Source organism: Methanobrevibacter sp. (assembly GCF_045636185.1).
In the GTDB taxonomy this organism is placed as follows: Archaea; Methanobacteriota; Methanobacteria; order Methanobacteriales; family Methanobacteriaceae; genus Methanocatella.
The window spans coordinates 1-16567 of the sequence record NZ_JAZTXC010000113.1 but is presented as its reverse complement, the minus strand read 5'-3'; the positions used below and the strand labels follow the sequence as shown (position 1 = coordinate 16567).

Annotated in this window: 13 protein-coding genes; 3 read left to right on the top strand and 10 right to left on the bottom strand. The window is 34.1% G+C overall.

Annotation, left to right across the window (positions count from 1 at the left end; all coding sequences use genetic code 11):
* Positions 1-138: 138 nt before the first annotated feature.
* From ACKI3Q_RS06595 to ACKI3Q_RS06585, 3 genes are read right to left on the bottom strand one after another with little or no spacing between them, the layout of a single operon-like run.
* The gene (locus ACKI3Q_RS06595) at positions 139-501 is read right to left on the bottom strand and encodes a hypothetical protein (protein ID WP_407415464.1); all 363 of its coding nucleotides are present in this window, start codon (positions 499-501) and stop codon (positions 139-141) included.
* A 28-nt stretch (positions 502-529) separates the two neighbouring features.
* Positions 530-796 carry a hypothetical protein gene (locus ACKI3Q_RS06590; protein WP_407415462.1) on the bottom strand — a complete coding sequence of 89 codons (267 nt, stop codon included), beginning with the start codon at positions 794-796 and terminating at the stop codon, positions 530-532.
* Positions 797-807: 11 nt separating this feature from the next.
* Positions 808-1152: a hypothetical protein gene (locus ACKI3Q_RS06585; RefSeq protein ID WP_407415460.1), complete on the bottom strand. Its 345-nt coding sequence runs from the start codon at positions 1150-1152 to the stop codon at positions 808-810.
* 429 nt (positions 1153-1581) lie between these two features.
* Here ACKI3Q_RS06585 and ACKI3Q_RS06580 point away from each other — a divergent pair, with 429 nt between their 5' ends.
* Positions 1582-2229, top strand: a complete 648-nt coding sequence (locus ACKI3Q_RS06580; RefSeq protein ID WP_407415458.1) for a hypothetical protein — start codon at positions 1582-1584, stop codon at positions 2227-2229.
* 390 nt (positions 2230-2619) lie between these two features.
* Positions 2620-3300, top strand: a complete 681-nt coding sequence (locus ACKI3Q_RS06575) for a DNA polymerase domain-containing protein (RefSeq protein ID WP_407415456.1) — start codon at positions 2620-2622, stop codon at positions 3298-3300.
* On the opposite strand, the gene ACKI3Q_RS06570 is transcribed toward ACKI3Q_RS06575, so the two are convergent.
* Genes ACKI3Q_RS06570 through ACKI3Q_RS06560 form a run of 3 tightly spaced genes read right to left on the bottom strand, consistent with a single transcriptional unit; the run spans position 3301 to position 6330 of the window.
* Complete coding sequence (locus tag ACKI3Q_RS06570; protein WP_407415454.1) at positions 3301-4002, bottom strand: TIGR02253 family HAD-type hydrolase; 702 nt, start codon at positions 4000-4002, stop codon at positions 3301-3303.
* 1 nt (position 4003) lies between these two features.
* Positions 4004-4789 carry an exodeoxyribonuclease III gene (locus ACKI3Q_RS06565; RefSeq protein ID WP_407415452.1) on the bottom strand — a complete coding sequence of 262 codons (786 nt, stop codon included), beginning with the start codon at positions 4787-4789 and terminating at the stop codon, positions 4004-4006.
* Positions 4789-6330, bottom strand: a complete 1542-nt coding sequence (locus tag ACKI3Q_RS06560; protein ID WP_407415450.1) for a phenylalanine--tRNA ligase subunit alpha — start codon at positions 6328-6330, stop codon at positions 4789-4791. The genes ACKI3Q_RS06565 and ACKI3Q_RS06560 overlap by 1 nt, the downstream gene beginning before the upstream one ends.
* 154 nt (positions 6331-6484) lie before the next feature.
* On the opposite strand from ACKI3Q_RS06560, the gene ACKI3Q_RS06555 reads away from it, so the two are divergent.
* Entirely contained in the window at positions 6485-7852 is a 1368-nt protein-coding gene (locus tag ACKI3Q_RS06555) for an MATE family efflux transporter (RefSeq protein ID WP_407415448.1), read from the top strand.
* On the opposite strand, the gene ACKI3Q_RS06550 is transcribed toward ACKI3Q_RS06555, so the two are convergent.
* The 4 genes from ACKI3Q_RS06550 to ACKI3Q_RS06535 all read right to left on the bottom strand — a co-directional run bounded on the left by ACKI3Q_RS06550 (position 7849) and on the right by ACKI3Q_RS06535 (position 16465).
* On the bottom strand, positions 7849-8577 hold the full coding sequence (locus ACKI3Q_RS06550; RefSeq protein ID WP_407415446.1) for a flavodoxin family protein: 729 nt from the start codon (positions 8575-8577) through the stop codon (positions 7849-7851). The two genes, ACKI3Q_RS06555 and ACKI3Q_RS06550, sit on opposite strands and share 4 nt — an antisense overlap.
* Complete coding sequence (locus ACKI3Q_RS06545; RefSeq protein ID WP_407415466.1) at positions 8578-9177, bottom strand: GNAT family N-acetyltransferase; 600 nt, start codon at positions 9175-9177, stop codon at positions 8578-8580.
* A gap of 25 nt (positions 9178-9202) precedes the next feature.
* Positions 9203-9811: a TetR/AcrR family transcriptional regulator gene (locus tag ACKI3Q_RS06540; RefSeq protein WP_407415444.1), complete on the bottom strand. Its 609-nt coding sequence runs from the start codon at positions 9809-9811 to the stop codon at positions 9203-9205.
* A gap of 90 nt (positions 9812-9901) precedes the next feature.
* Positions 9902-16465 (bottom strand): hypothetical protein, encoded by a 6564-nt coding sequence (locus ACKI3Q_RS06535; protein WP_407415442.1) that lies wholly within the window; start codon positions 16463-16465, stop codon positions 9902-9904.
* Positions 16466-16567 lie beyond the last annotated feature (102 nt).

Here is a 16567-nt window from a genome sequence, read left to right as displayed (position 1 = left end):
TAATCGCTGTCAATAAGTCTCTTTTCTGTAAACTGCAGGACAAGAAAAATAACAATTTACATTATGAGAGCAAAAAAGAGTCTTAATGAATAATGATAATAAAATATTACTTTTTCATTATATATAAACTTTATTTTTTTAAGGATTTTTGTCTTCATGAGAGACAACTGAAAATTTTAGATTGCAGACAGGACAGAAATTTTCATCAATAAGGGTGCCTCCGCAAATGGGACATTTATCCGGTGATGTGGATATGTATACATATTCCTCTTCATCAGAGATTTCAGGAGGAATCAACGGCTCCACATTTCTTGATAACTCTTTAGTTTTTGATTTTGCAAGTATTTCATCAACAAGAAAATCGAAATCATCTTCGGTAATATTGTCATCACCGCTTGCGGCTAAAATCCTATCAATATCCTCATCAGTGATTTTATCGCCCAAAACATCCTTAAGCAAAACGATCAAATCATTGTCTTCAATATAATATTCCTCATCCATAAAAATAATATGTGGATAATGACATATATTATTTATCCACATAATCCAAAAGATTGTCTTTAGGCTCTAATTCTTCCAATATCTCATCAGGAACTTTCACCTCCTCATATTCAAAGTCAATATCAGACATCGGCTCCTCCAAAATCATGTCATCAGGATTTTCTAAAATATAATCTGAAATGTTGTTTTTTAGATTGGCTATTATCTCATCCACATCAACCTCTTCAAGCTCATCCTCATAGTCATAGACAAAATCCTCCAGCAGCTCATCATTTATTTCCCTTGAAAAGTTCACAAAATCACCCCCTAACTGGCTCTAATCTCATAGCTGACTTCCGGAATATCAAATATATTGGCTGAATTATTGGAAAAAATCTCCCTGTCTGCTATGGAAAGCTTTAAATGGATTTTATCCCCGACACATTCAATCAATATGGACACATCAGGGTCCTGCAAAACACTTTTTTTGACATTCAAAACGCAAGATGCATCATTGATTTGAACAGATACTGGAAGTCTATTCTTATCGATGTTTAAAAATATTCCGTCAGCTATATCATAGTTTGCATAGTATCCCTTTTTATCAGACATTTTAGCGACAAATGTATCATTTGCCTCATCATAACTTGAAATCAATTCTTTTGTTTCCATAATATCAAACCTCTAACTTATATTATATTCAAAAAGACATATAAATTAATTCCTAGAGCATTTGAAGAGTAATACGATAATATTTCAAGGAAATACTTACATATCAGGAGATAAAAATTTTCCTGAGCGGAAAAAATTGCCTTTAAAAAACTTTGTTGATTTGATTTTTAATTAGCTGAAAAATAGTTGGGAAGTGTTGTTGGGAATTATTTAATTTTGAATATAATTCATTTTAACTTTTTTATAATTATTCGCACAACTGAAAAAACTTCAAGTTTATCTGTAATTAGTGAAAAAAAATCATGAAATTATCTTAAAACATAAGCATATTTACATAAATGAACAGAATTTTACTTTAAAAAATAAAACTGAATAAACAATAATATTTATATAATGTTGTCTACAAAAGTACCAATTAGAGGTGAAATTGTGAATAAAAATATAATAATTGCCATCGTGGTCGTCATCATAATTGCTGCCGGTGCTGCTATTATTTTTGGACAAGTTGGAAAGACACAGACAGAAATAAAAATAATAAATAATGAAACCTTTCAAAATGGGGAAGCAGTACACTTTGAACTGAAAGATGCTCAAGGTAATGCTATTGCAGGTCAAACTTTGAATATTACCTTTAATGGTAATGAAACATATTCCGTAACTACTGACAATAACGGTAAAGGATATCTGATGATTAGTGGGGAAAATGCCGGAAAGTATGAACTTGAAGTAAAATATGCTGGAAATGACAAATATGCCGCATCCAGTGCTAAAGAAGTTATCACTATTACAGATGATTTGGCAGACAATTTAGCTTCAGGCATCTCCGGAAGTTCTGTCGCATCAACTAATGATTACAATCCTAAACCTACTGATAATGGTCAGGACTTAAATAACACTCCAGACAATCCATTCCCAGGCTCCCCTGGAACTTACTTCATAGGACAGTATGAACTGTGGGTAAGATCTTCCGATAATGTGGTTATTGATTCACCGAACGGTAAAGGAATAGGATTAACCGTTGACCAATGGGTAGCAACCTACGTAGGTTCTGATAGTAGTAATAATAATACCAATTAGAGATGATTCATAGAGAATCATCATTTTTTCTTTTTTTAATTCATTGCTTATTTTTTCTTGCTTAATTGACCTTTTAATACATTAAAACATTTTTTTAGCACCCTTTTGAATGCTGCTCAAAAAAGCTTATTGCCTTGAATATAATTAACTGTTGGAAAATGAACATGAACATGTATATCCTATCTATAAACCATAACTGATTTCAAAAACATTGCCAGTTAATGTTAAAGCCACATAATCAGATTAAAAATGGAAAAGTAACTATTAGTTTTATTGAACATAATTTTCATTATTTCATAGGCAATTGATATATGGAAAATCATTGCCTCATAACATAGGAAAAATTGCTTTAAAAAACTATTTTAAATACTTTTATCAAAAATATCTACGATGAAGGAAACACCTGAACAGCTCCAAATTGAAGCGGAAATAAAATCTCAGGCACAAGTCTTTTTAAAGGATTTCAATGCAGCATTGCCTGAAAGCATGGAACTTGAATATGAAGGATTTTACAGAAGAGGATTCTTTGTAACTAAAAAAAGGTATGCCGTTATTGAAGATGGAGAGATAATAGCTAAAGGATTAGAACTTGTTAGAAGAGACTGGGCACCAATCGTTAAGGAAACCCAGGAAGCTGTTTTGATGGCATTGCTCGGAGAGGGAGATGCTGAAAAGGCAATAGCTGAGGTTAAAAAAGTGCTTAAAAGAATCAGAAAAGGAGATGTTGAAAACAAGGAATTAATCATCCACACACAAATCAACAAGCCCCTGAAGGATTATAAACAGGTCGGTCCCCATGTAGTGGCCGCCCAAATCATAGAAGACCACGGAATAAAGGTAACCAGAGGCACCATCATCCAATACATAATAAAAAAAGGAAAGGGTTCAATAAGTCAGCGTGCAGTGCCGTATGAATACAGCGAAGGCATTACCTACGACAAAGATTACTATATCAATAATCAGATAATTCCCGCCGTTGGCCGTATAATGGAACCGCTGGGATATTCCAAAAAAGATTTGCAGGACTTGGCTGTCGGTGAAAAACAGCAAAGCCTTGACGCATTCTTCTAGCTATAATATTGTATTGACATCACCTATATTTTCAATTATGGTAATGTCAAGTTGCTCTCTTTTAATAAAATCCCTATCGTCTTCAGTAACATCTGAATTAACTAAAATTGCACTCATTCCTGCATTAACAGCACCTAAAGCATCTTCCCTAAACTTGTTTCCAATCATTACTGACTTTTCAGGATCCCCATTCATCTTTCTTAAAGCAACATCATAAATCAGTTTGTCAGGTTTCTTTTTGCCCACCTCTTCTGAGGTTATTACTTCATCGAAAAATGAATAGACATTCAAACGGACAAGTTTTTCCCATTGCTTAATGGTAATTCCATTGGATATTACAGCCAAACGATATCCTTGACTTTTAAGATAAATTAATGTGTCAATAGTATCAGCAAAAGGCCTTAAAAGTGCCATTTTAACATTATGGTAAGTAATCATACCCAAAGCGACAAGCATTGGATCTTCATGGCCCAAAACTACCTGAGTTAGCACATTGAAGTGTTTACCATAATTAGAACCTTTTTCACGAATTATGGTTTTCAAAACACCATAAGCCTCGTCTTTGTCCAAAGGCAATCCATTGTCAACCATTAATTCAATAGCTGCTTTTCTTGCAGTCTGTGCAAAAGTGGAAGTATCCAATAATGTATCATCCACATCAAAAAATACTACACGATCGTCTTCCATAGCTCTATCTACCATATTAATCACCTTTATTAAAATCAAGTTCCAAAGTTACAGGACAATGATCAGAACCATAAACATCACTTAGAATGGCAGCTGATTTGACATTGTCTTTAATCTCTTCATTAACATAAAAATAATCCAGTCTCCATCCGGCATTCCTCTGACGGGCACGGGTACGATAACTCCACCAGGTAAAATTGTCCTCACCTTCGTCAAACATACGGAAAGTATCGACAAAACCCGCATCTTCAAGTTCATCTAGCCATGCACGCTCTTCAGGAAGATAACCGGATTTTCCTTCACAGTTTTTAGGATTGTAAACATCAATAGGATGATGTGCAATATTGTAATCGCCGGTAATGACAAGGTTTTTGCCCTGACTTTTGAGTTCCTTTAACTCATCCAGCAAAGCATCACAGAAAGCCACTTTGAAATCCAGCCTTTTAGCTTCCATGCCGCTGTTGGGGAAATAGATATTGTAAAGAATGAAATCTTCAAATTCAACTTTCAATACCCTTCCTTCATTGTCAAGCTCTTCAATACCCAATCCGCGAGTAACATCGACGGTTTCGATTTTGGAGTAAGTCGCAACACCGCTGTATCCTTTCTTCTCTGCTTCGTTAAAGTATGAATCATAATCTTCAACATCAGCTAATTTCTTTGGAATATCATCTTTGGTTGCCCTTACCTCCTGAAAGTTGATGATGTCTGCATCAGTATTGTCAAACCAATCCCAGAATTCATCCTTTTTAGATACGGCCCGGATTCCATTTACATTCCAAGAAACTAACTTGACAGACATTATAATTTCACTCCATCATCTAATTTAAGTTCACGAAGCCATTTGATATCACTCTTGTAAAGCATACGAATGTCAGATACATCGTATCTAATCATGGCCAGTCTTTCAATGCCTAAACCGAAAGCAAGAGCTGGTTTATCAATACCCAAAGGCTTCAATACTTCAGGCCTGAACATTCCTGCCCCTCCAAGTTCAATCCAGCTTTCCTTCTCTTCGAGATAGATTTCGGTTTCAGTAGACAAGTAAGTATAAGGGAAATAAGCAGGTCTGAATCTTACTTCAAAACCAAGTTTCTTATAGAATTCCTTCAAAGTACCTAAAAGATTTTGGAAACTGATTCCTTCATCACAGACAAGCCCTTCAACCTGATGAAATTCCGGCAAGTGCTTATAATCGAAAGTTTCTCTTCTGAATACTCTTCCTACGGAAAACATTTTGATTGGAGGCTCAAAGTCATAGAGATGTTTGGTTGAAATTCCGGTTGTGTGGGTTCTTAAAACACTTTGGCGTGCAATGTCTTCACTCCAGTCATATTGCCAGCCAGTAGAACCTGTTCCACCACCGTTTTCATGAGTTTCAGCAGTTAATTTAACCAGATCAGCATCTGGCAAATCGCAGGTCAGCGGATTTTTAAGATAGAATGTATCCTGCATTTCACGGGCAGCATGATCCTGAGGCTGGAAGAGTGAATCGAAGTTCCAGAATGCAGATTCAACATAGTCCCCCTTATCTTCAGAGAATCCCATATTCAAAAATATTTCACGAATTTCATCAATGATAACTCTTAAAGGATGTTTTTTACCTGCAAATATTATTGGAGCTTCAGCATTAATATCATAAGGACGATACTGTAAGTTTTTCCATTCTCCATCTTTTAAATGTTGGTGTGTTAATTGAGTAGCCTGCTCCTGTATGGTGAATCCATGCTTAACAATTTCTTCACCTTTAGGCAATATTGTAAAAGAATGTGAGGTTTCTTTTTGAACATTTAGGATATTTTTCCTACCAGTAAGCTTTAAAAAACCATCCCTCAATTCATCAGTGAAAAGTTTAACACCTTCGGCATTGGCTTTAAGATGCTCCAGAACTTTTTCATCAGTGCCAAGTTTGTCTGAAAACTCCATACCGAAATCTGTAATGTTGACAACACCTTTGTCAATTTGAGCCCAGTCCTTACGGCGTAACCATCCAAGAGCAATATTTGCCTCTTTTTTATCGATACCCGTTTCATTAGACAAATCTTTCATGTGAATTTGATGCTTTTTGGATAAAACGTCCAATATCTTTCTTTCGGGAAGACCGTGATTAGCATAATGAAGACCGTCTTCGGTTAGGGAATAGGTTTCCTGAACTTCCTTGTCAACATCAATAATGTCCTTTGATGCAAGAGAACCTGCAGCACTCATTACTGATTTGATATCCATACCTGTATTTTCAGCAATCTCTTCAGGAGTTGCATCCGGATTTGTCTCTAGTTCTTTTAAAAGTTTCTTTTCATAAATATGTAATTCATTAATGGTTTTTTCAATATCCTCACTCATTTAAACACCATAGTAATTATCATTAATAATAGTATAATATATATTTTAATTAATTAATAAAGATATTGAAAAATCACCCAAAAAAGCAAATTTTTAAAGCATCAACAACTTTTTTAAGTGACAGGGTACAAATATTCATATAAAGTTGATTATTATGGAAGCGAACGAAGATATTGATTTGATTGTAAATCACCCTAAAAAGGCAATAAACAAGTTGGCAGTCCCAATCATTATAAGTAACCTATTTATGATATTGAACAATATCATTGATGGTGTTTGGGTTGGAGGACTCGGTGCCGGCGCATTGGCTGCCGTTGGATTTGTAACACCACTCTTCCTGACTTTAGTAGGTTTTGCAAACGGTCTTGGAGCAGGTTCCAACAGTCTGATTGCAAGATGCATTGGAGCTGAAAAATATGAGACTGCGGGAAACAGTGCAATTCACTCAATGATGCTGAGCATAATAGTAACCATAATAACAACAATATTGCTTTTATTGATTCTAAAACCGTTATTGTATCAAATGGGAGCAGGAGAAGTAATTGCGGATGCTTCAAATTACGGATATATCGTGATGGCAGGAAGCTTTTCCATCTTCATACCTGCAATGATGGCTGCAATATTCAGATCACAGGGAGAAATCAAGAGGGCATCATATCCTCTGATGTATACTGCCATCATCAACATGATTTTAGACCCTATATTTATCTATGTTCTGAATCTGGGCGTTAGCGGAGCTGCAATAGCTACAGTAATAGCTGCAACAATTCCTATGTTTTTAATGATGTACTGGATGTTTGTCAAAAAAGACAGCTTTCTAAAAATTAACATGAAAGAGTACAAAAGAGATTTAAATATCTATAAGGAGATTTTGGTTGTAGGTATTCCGGCAAGCCTGGAGCAATTTGTCCTGTCATTCGTATCCATTCTGATGAATTACTGGCTTACTCTGCTTTCAGGAACAATCGCCGTTGCATCATATACCGCAACATGGAGGCTGATTTCAGTCGGAATTGCTCCGTTAATCGGTATCGGAGTGGCAACATTAACAGTGGGCGGTGCAGCCTATGGGGCCAGAAATTATAAGAACATGAAAATAGCCAGGAATTACGGAGTTAAGCTAGGTTTAATATCTTCCATTATAATCTGTGCAATCTGTTTTATTTTTGCAGAGCCTCTGTCACACATATTTGCATATTCAACAAACAGTGCACTGCTGTCTGCAAGAATAACCGAAGCTATTAGAATCCTATGTTTCTTCTTATTGGCAATGCCTTTAGGTATAATAGCAGGAAACCTATTCCAAAGTATGGGAAAAGGAACAATAGCTTTAGTATTTACAATTTTAAGAGCATTAATTCTTGAAATAGTATTTGCAGGATTGTTTGGATTTGTTTTAGGATGGAATGATGTTGGAATATATGTCGGTTTAGTCTGCGGAATGGGTGTAGGTTCCATTCTTTCATTCGGATACCTTAACTATTACCTTGTCAAAATACAGGATTACTTTAAAGCGAGTTAAAAAACTAACTTAAAGATATTGAACATTAATTTTGAAAACAATTTCTTTATAAGATTCAATTTGACTTCCGGAGAGAAATCCTGGTTTATTAAGCCCGTATTCTTCCAGAACTTCCTATCCGCTTCAATGGAATTATCCAAAACTGCCATGGCTTTCCACACATTGAAAAATATAATATCAGCAAATTTCGGATTGTGCAGCTTATCGGATTCAACATCCTTTCTGAAGTTCTTTGCAGTTTTGTCTATTTGTGATGTTTCAAGTGTTTCCTTGCCCCCACAAGTCATTGCAATTTTATACACCTTATTTACACCCCAATGCCTTAATGTTTCATCAATATAGTTGGCTACCTTTTTATGACCTGCACCGGCAGTTGTTACAACAACCAATGCTTTTTTCGTGAAGAATTGTGGCCTATGATAAAGATATGCAGTATGGTCTATGAAATTTTTCAAAAGAGATGATACATTCATTGCATAGACCGGCGATCCGACAATTACGGCATCACATTCCTTTATCTTTTCAACAATCGGCTGGACCTTATCGCGATGAGGACAGCTGTCCTCTCCAATCATTATACAATTCGTACAGCCCACACACATTGGAATCTGCTTTTCAATCAAATGAATTTCTTCAAAATCCCCTTCCAGATTACTTACAGCTTGTTTTATAACATCATACGTATTTTTTCTTCTTGGAGAACCGTTAATTATTAAATATTTCATCTAAACACCTAATTGACCTTCCAATACTAGTTTTTTTCTATATTCAAATTTTTTGTCAAATTCATCAACATCATTTTCATCAACATCAAATACATGAGGATTGAAAAATATTCCCCTTTTATTTTTAACTTTGCTTTCATCAAATATTTTTATCATAAAAAAAGAACATTCTTCAGACGTATCTGTTCCATCCAGATACAGGCCATAATTTGATGCAGATAGAAAATCAAATCTGTGATAATAGTTTTCATCACCAATGACAACAATGAAAGGAATTCCTTTCTTTTCAGCAAGGTTTAAAGTATATTCTATTAATTTGGACCCCAAACCCATATTCTGATAGTCCTTATGAATAGCTACAGGACCCAATACAACCGCATCCATCTTTTCATCCCCATAATCCATTGAACCAACAGAATAGTTAATATGACCCACTATTTTACCGTCGATTTCGATAACATAAGCCAAATCAGGAATAAAAGAATCATCATTTCTTAAATTATGCACAATATAATGTTCATATGCTCCAGGACGATATACGTTCCAAAAGGAGTCCCTTACAAGATTTTCAACTTCCAGATAATCATCTTGTGATTCCAGCCTTATTTTAATGTTATTTCCCCCACTAAACTTTTACGGAATTATAGATTAATTTAATATGATTTTTTGTCTTTTCGCCAAATTCCACTAAAAATTTCTCATCATCTTCAGGATAATTGACTATGAAATGTTCTATCAGCAAGAACAAGCCATAATAGTAGAATGATTCGGCAAGCTGTTTTGAATTGCAATCTTTTTTAATCACAGCTTTTTCTTTCATCAAATCAAAAAGTACAATCCAACCATTAATCGGGCCATTAATAATAGCTTGCTTTACAAATGTTCTGATTTTTTCATTGTGATATGCTTCAACCAAAATGATCCTTGTTATTTTCATCATGCCCTCTTCTTTCAGCCGGTCAATATAAAATTCCAGTCCGAAACTATAGAAATAATCAAATCCCACATCAAGATTTTCACTTGCCCGAGCTACCGGAATTTCCTCTTTCGTCATTACCCCAATATAATATTCCAGTATTGAATCCAAGATTGATTCTTTGCTTTTAAAGTGATTGTATATTGAACTTTCCTTTATTCCGACTTCTGAAGCAATTTTACGGACAGATACACCATCATATCCATATTTTGAAAACAAATCAATTGAAACGTGAAAAATTTTTTCTTTATTATTCATAACTAACACTTGTTAGTTAAATATTGAACTTAATAGAATATAAAAGTATTGCAAAAAAAATAAAAAAAAGAAGTTAAGGAAATTAAATCCTTAACCTGAAATTGTAACTTTATTTCCAACAGAATAGCCATTATAGGATGAAGTAATGATATAATTACCAGGCATTAAGTTGATATTAAGCTTAGCTATACCATCAGCTCCACTTGTACGGGAATATAACACACCATTAATGTTAAATTCTACTTTTTGGCCCGGTAAAGGTTTACCTTGGCCATCCAATACTGTTGCATTGAATGTTGATCCGTCCTTATATTTCATAGTCAGATCTTTTGTTACCAAAGTAGACAATACAGTAATGTTGTTTGAAACCATGCATCCGTTATAAGTAGCTGTAATTACGTATTTACCAGGTTGTAAGTTAATATTTAATTTAACTTCTCCTGATGCATTGGTTTGTCTGGTGTAGAATACACCATTAATGTTGAATGTTACGTTTTTACCAGCACCGACAGGATTACCAGCATCATCAAGGATTTTAACTACATATTGAGAAGCGTTTCTATAATATTTAGTTAAATCACTGTTGTCAACAATGGAAGATAAAACGGTAATGTTATTAGCTGCTTGTTCACCGGTTTTTGTGTTATATGCAGTAATGACATATTTACCAGGGTTTAAATTAATATTTAATCTGGCAGTACCGTTTTCATCTGTTTTTCTGGTATAGAATACTCCGTTGATGTTGAAGTTTACATCAGTATTTTTAAGCAAGTTACCTTCACTGTCAGTGAAATTTGCATAGTACTGAGTACCGTTTCTATAAATTTTAGTAATATCTTTACCTTCAATAGTGCTTAAAATTGTAACATCAGCAGTTTCAGTTAAATTATAACCGTCACCGAGATAGGTTGCGTTAACCACATAATTACCAGCATCTAAATTAATGTTAATTCTTGCTGTACCATTTGCATCAGTAGTTCTTGTGTAGTTTCTACCGTTTATTGTAAAGATAACTGTTTTATTGGAAACAGGATTGCCTAAAGCATCAGTCAATATGAATTCCAATGGTTTTGCATTACCATAGTATTTTTCTAAACCTTCACTTGTAAGGAAGTATTTTTCCATTTTAGGAGTGTTGTTGTAAACTAATGAAGTATCAGGATTATAATCAACGGATGCATCACCTTTTAAATCATTAGCTATTAAGTAGTTATCTTTTACTACAGCTTCAATAGCAGTTACATCAATAGTGTATTCACCCATTACTAAAATGGTATTGTCGGTTATTGTTGCATTACCTAATTTACCTAAAAATGCAGTGGAAGAAGTGTCATTTGATATAAGATACATTGTATTATTGTTTACATTTACATCTTTAGAGAATGAGTAAATACCAATTGCAGTATTACCGCCAATTAATATTTTATTTCCTTCAATATTTTCTTCTAATCCAGCTAATTCCATAGCATAAGCAGTTTCTGCATAAGCAATAATAGTGTTGTTCACATAATCAGCTGTTACATCACCATTTGACATTGCAGAATAAATTGGATATACAACACCTTTCGCATTAGTTACGAATATATTGTCTTTGACAACACCGCTAGCAGGTCCTTCAATATCAATACCATTAGCATAGAAGTCATCTGACACTACAGTAAGAGTATTGTTTTCAACAGCGAAATCTTCACCGGAAATCAATAATCCATAAATATAGGAGTGTCCGTTTGCATTGATTTTATTATTTTTAACACTAGAATTATCTGACTTAATATCTATTGCATAAATGGTATCATAATCTCCAACAACATCATTATATTTTAAATCAATGACATTGCCTTCCATATATAATTCATCAGAATCTACGACAATACCTTCACTTATAGGACTGCTTACCCAGCTTCCATCTGGATTTTGTTTCCAATCAACATAACATGACGGAATAGTAATATTGAAGTTATTACTCTGCACTAATGGTTCAATACAGTCTTTTAAGTTAATCACATTGTTTACAGTATCACCACTGGTGTTACCGAAATAAGTGATGTTGTTTTTATATAAACCAACGTCCACACCTTCAGCTAAAACAGCATAGGAATCATCCATACCATTATCTACAACATTTATTTCATTTCCGTTAATTTTAGCAAAACCGTTTTCAGCAACAATACCTCTGGAATTAGAGATAATTTCATTACGTTCAATATCTGCAACAGATCCAATTAAATGAATAGCTACAGTCATTGGTTCAAATGAATCGGTAGTTGTGGAGTTTCCTAAGTTTTCACCTAAAGCATTAATCCTATTAATAAAGATATTAAGGTCTTTTGATTTAGCGGCAATGCCTGTAGTCTTATTACCCATTACGGTGATAAGATTATTTTGAACATTTTCAGAAGTTCCGCATAACTCCATACCATAGACAATGTCAGACTTAGCAAAAATAGTGTTGTCTAAGTATTCAACTTCCAAGTCTCCACCATTCATACCGGAGTATATTCCATAAACAACAGCCGGAGATTCAACATCAAAGTAATTATTGCTGACTACAGTATTGGTTGATGCTTCAATTTCAATACCGTTAGCATAATTATCAGATTGGATGATGAAAGTATTGTTATCTACAGCTGAGTCATTAGCCTCAATATATAATCCGTAGATGTAGGAACATCCTACACCAGTAATAAAGTTATCTGAGACATCAACATTTTCTGAATCTTTAATATCAATACAATAAATGGTATCGAATGCACCAATAACACGATTGACTTCTACACCAATTTCATTTCCCATTAATTCTAAATAAGAACAGTTAGTGAATACCAAACCTTCAGAAACTGGGAACTTGACCCAATTACCGCTTGAAGGAGGAACTTCTTTCCAATCAACCGGACATGATGGTATAAAGATATCAAAGATATTATAATCCACTGCCGGTTCAATACAGTCTATTAAGTTAACCGCATTGTTAATAGTATCACCATCACTGCTACCTATATAGGTTATGTTGTTATCATAGATACCAATGTCTGAACCTTCAGCCAATATTCCGTAGGAATCATCCAAACCGTTATCAGTAACATTAATCTCATTGTTCTCAACAATAGAAAATGCATTTTCAACAACAATACCTCTGGAATTGGAGTTGATTATATTATACTCAATTAATGAACGAGGAGAGCCAACCACGTGAATACCGACAGTCATCGGTTCGAATGATTCAGTAGTTGTGGAGTTTCCTAAGTTATCACCTAAAGCATAGATGAAATTATCAAAGATGTTTACGCTTTCTGATTTAGCAGCAATACCAGTAGTCTTATTACCGACTACAGTAATTGTATTCATACCCACATTTTCGTCACTTCCGCATAACTCCATACCATAAGCAATATCTGAATTAACATAAATATTATTTTCTATATATTTGGCCAACAAGTCTCCACCGTTCATGCCGGAGTAAATTCCATAAGCAACAACAGGAGATTCCACATCAATGTAATTATTGCTGATTGCAGCATTGGTTGATGCTTCAATTTCAATACCGTTAGCATAGTTCTCTGATTCTAAGAGGAAGATATTGTTTTCAACATTTGACTCATCAGCTTCAATATATAATCCGTAGATGTATGATAAACCATTACCAAAAATATTATTATTAGTTACATTCACATTTTCTGATTCCTTAATATCAATACAATAAATGGTATCAAAATCACCGACAGCAGAACTGGCGTTAACAGTTACATTATTATTATTTAATATCAAGTCTGAACAGTTAGTGAATACTAAACCTTCAGAAATAGGGAATTTAACCCAGTTACCGCTTGCAGCAGGAATTTCTCTCCAATCAACAGAACATGATGGTATAGAAATATCAAAGACATTACCATCCACTGCTGAATCAATACAGTCAATTAAGTTAACTGCATTGTTAATAGTATCGCCAGTAGTGTTACCTGCATAAGTGACATTGTTAAAGAATATACCAATGTCTGAACCTTCAGCTAATATTCCATAGGAATCAGCCAAACCATTATCAATAATATCAATTGTATTACGGTCAATTACAGCCTCAGCTCCTTCAGCAACAATACCGCTGGAATAGGAGTAGATTGTATTACCAAATATGAATGCATTAGAGCCAATTAAATGAATAGCAGTAGTCATTGGAACAAATACATCTGTGGTTGTGGAGTTTCCTAAGTTTTCACCTAAAGCATTGATAATATTATCCTGGATAGCGAGTTCTTTTGATTTAGCGGCAATAGCTGTAGTCTGATTACCTTTAACAATGATTGTGTTTCCAGATACAAATTCATCTGTACCGCATAACTCCATACCATAAACAATGTCTGCTAATGCATTAATTGTGTTGTTGATGTATTGAACTTTCAAGTCTCCGCCGTTCATACCTGAATAAATTGGGTATGCAAGATTTGGTGCACCAGCATAAATTATATTATTGCTGAGAGTAGCATCTTGTGATGCCTCAATTTCAATTGCATTGGCATAATTTTCATCAGAGTCTATTTCAAAGCTATTGTCATCAACCAACAAGCCGTCAGCTTCAACATATAATCCGTAAATATAGGTATGGCCTTTAGCAATAATATCATTTCCTACAAATTCAATGTTTTCTGAATCTGTAATATCAACTGCATATAATGTATCATAAGTTCCAACGACATCATTATATGTAATTATAATGTCATTATTGGACATGGTTAAGTCAGAACATGCATCAATGACAATACCTTCACTTAAAGGAGCTTTAACATAAGTACCACTTGCAGGAGGATCTTCCTTCCAAGCAACGTAGCATGATGGGAGGCGTCCGTGAATTCCATTATTTTCAATCAATACATCAGATGAGGCAGCGACATAAATAATGTTATTTTTTTCCATACCTGATGTTTTAGCATCTAAGAAAAATTCACTATCTGCTATAGTTAAATTGTTAGCATTAACTGCGTTAATAACACTAGCATAATTTGGTTCATTTAAATTATAATCAATATTCATGTTTTCAATAAGGATGTTTGTTACATTGTTCATTAAAATAGCTGAACCCATAGTTATTTCAGGAGCAGCTTCAAAATTCATTTCAAAACCATCTATAGTAACATTATCTGAAAGAATGAAAAATGCCATGTCATTTAAAGTTGCCTCAATAGCTATAAGAGATAATGGTCTATCAATCACAATTGTATCTACCAAATGATCAAAATCACCATAAAAGTACAATTCAGTGAAACTAAGGTTTTTGTAATGACCAGACCCATCAAAGAAATAGAAGAAATTCAATGGAGTGACAATATTGTCTATTGCACTATTGTCGTGTACAGAGTTATCACCATCTGATTTAACTGCAGCATCTCCTGTAAAGTTAGCAGATTTCAAATTATTTTCTGAAACTTCATTGCCGGTACTTGTTGTTAAATCAATTGCATATTCATCATCAGTTCCAATAACATTCTTTTTAATAGTATTGTTTTTGGACTTAACAGTCATAGAAGATTCCAAAACATTATTAGTAAATGTAGTGTTTGTAGCACCAGAATTAAGAGTTACTCCACCTACACTAATACGATTGTCAGTAAAGACAACATTTGGTTTGGATAATGATAAGGACATCATTTCATTATCTATTACAAGACTGTTTGAGCCTGCAGTAAATGTACCTGTAACCTGATTTCCAATAACCTGTGAATTTTCACCGGCAGTGAAGGAACATCCTCCTTTTAAAATATTGCCAGTATAGGTGTTATTATATTGGGTAGAAAATGACTGGCCTGCAATACCGCTTCCGCTATAATCAATAGTATTGTCTAAAATTTCATTTTCATTACCTGCAACAACCAATGCCATACACATAGCAGAATACTTACCGTGAATATAATTGCCTGAAATTATGTTTCCTGTAGGTTCACTACCTGAGTATTTTGCCGGAACAAAAGTGGTTATATATACTGCATTTCCGCTGCTTCCATTAATGAAAACTTCATTATTTTCAATAGTACAGTAATCTGAATAACCAATAACAAGTATACTTGAACCAGTACCTCCGTTTTCAAAATAACTGTCTTTAACTGTTACATATCTTGAACCTGCCTGAATACACATGAATCCAGTACCTGATCCGACACCGGACATGTTAGCGACCATATTGATGTTTTCAATTGAAACATCAGAAGCTCCGGTCACATAAAAAGCAGAGTTTATAAAATTAATATCACTTACATTAGTACCAGATCCACCAGCTGAAATGTGGAAACATCCTCCAGTAGTATCTTTTTTACCAATTTCATTAAATAACGCATCCTCGGTACTTGAAATGATGTTTACTGGTTTGGTTATGTTTACTTTATAAGCCTCACCAGTGAAAGTACCTTGGAAGTCCAAAGTAGATCCTGCACTGACATTGCTACTCAACTCACCATCAGCAGTGAAATAATTGCTGAATGTTTGATTTGTAATAACAAATATATCTGCAGCACCTAGGCTTTCATCAATTCCTTGAGAAAGACCAATTTCAGAGACTGATGCATCACTTGCAACAATATCTGAAGTATTATCTGCTGCACTTACTGCATTAACAGCCAAAAGTGCCATCAATACAATAAATAAGCATAAAATTTTTTTATTCAATTTCATGATATCACGTCAAATTAGTAAAGTATACTTTATAAATGTTAAATATTCTTTACAAATATATTATTTGTTTAAAGCAATATATAATAATTATCAAAATAAATC

Coding starts and splice junctions, on each gene's coding strand:
- ACKI3Q_RS06595 (WP_407415464.1), bottom strand. CDS start 501: ATGGATGAGGAATATTATATTGAAGACAATGATTTGATCGTTTTGCTT.
- ACKI3Q_RS06585 (WP_407415460.1), bottom strand. CDS start 1,152: ATGGAAACAAAAGAATTGATTTCAAGTTATGATGAGGCAAATGATACA.
- ACKI3Q_RS06575 (WP_407415456.1), top strand. CDS start 2,620: ATGAAGGAAACACCTGAACAGCTCCAAATTGAAGCGGAAATAAAATCT.
- ACKI3Q_RS06570 (WP_407415454.1), bottom strand. CDS start 4,002: ATGGTAGATAGAGCTATGGAAGACGATCGTGTAGTATTTTTTGATGTG.
- ACKI3Q_RS06565 (WP_407415452.1), bottom strand. CDS start 4,789: ATGTCTGTCAAGTTAGTTTCTTGGAATGTAAATGGAATCCGGGCCGTA.
- ACKI3Q_RS06560 (WP_407415450.1), bottom strand. CDS start 6,330: ATGAGTGAGGATATTGAAAAAACCATTAATGAATTACATATTTATGAA.
- ACKI3Q_RS06555 (WP_407415448.1), top strand. CDS start 6,485: ATGGAAGCGAACGAAGATATTGATTTGATTGTAAATCACCCTAAAAAG.
- ACKI3Q_RS06550 (WP_407415446.1), bottom strand. CDS start 8,577: ATGAAATATTTAATAATTAACGGTTCTCCAAGAAGAAAAAATACGTAT.
- ACKI3Q_RS06540 (WP_407415444.1), bottom strand. CDS start 9,811: ATGAATAATAAAGAAAAAATTTTTCACGTTTCAATTGATTTGTTTTCA.
- ACKI3Q_RS06535 (WP_407415442.1), bottom strand. CDS start 16,465: ATGAAATTGAATAAAAAAATTTTATGCTTATTTATTGTATTGATGGCA.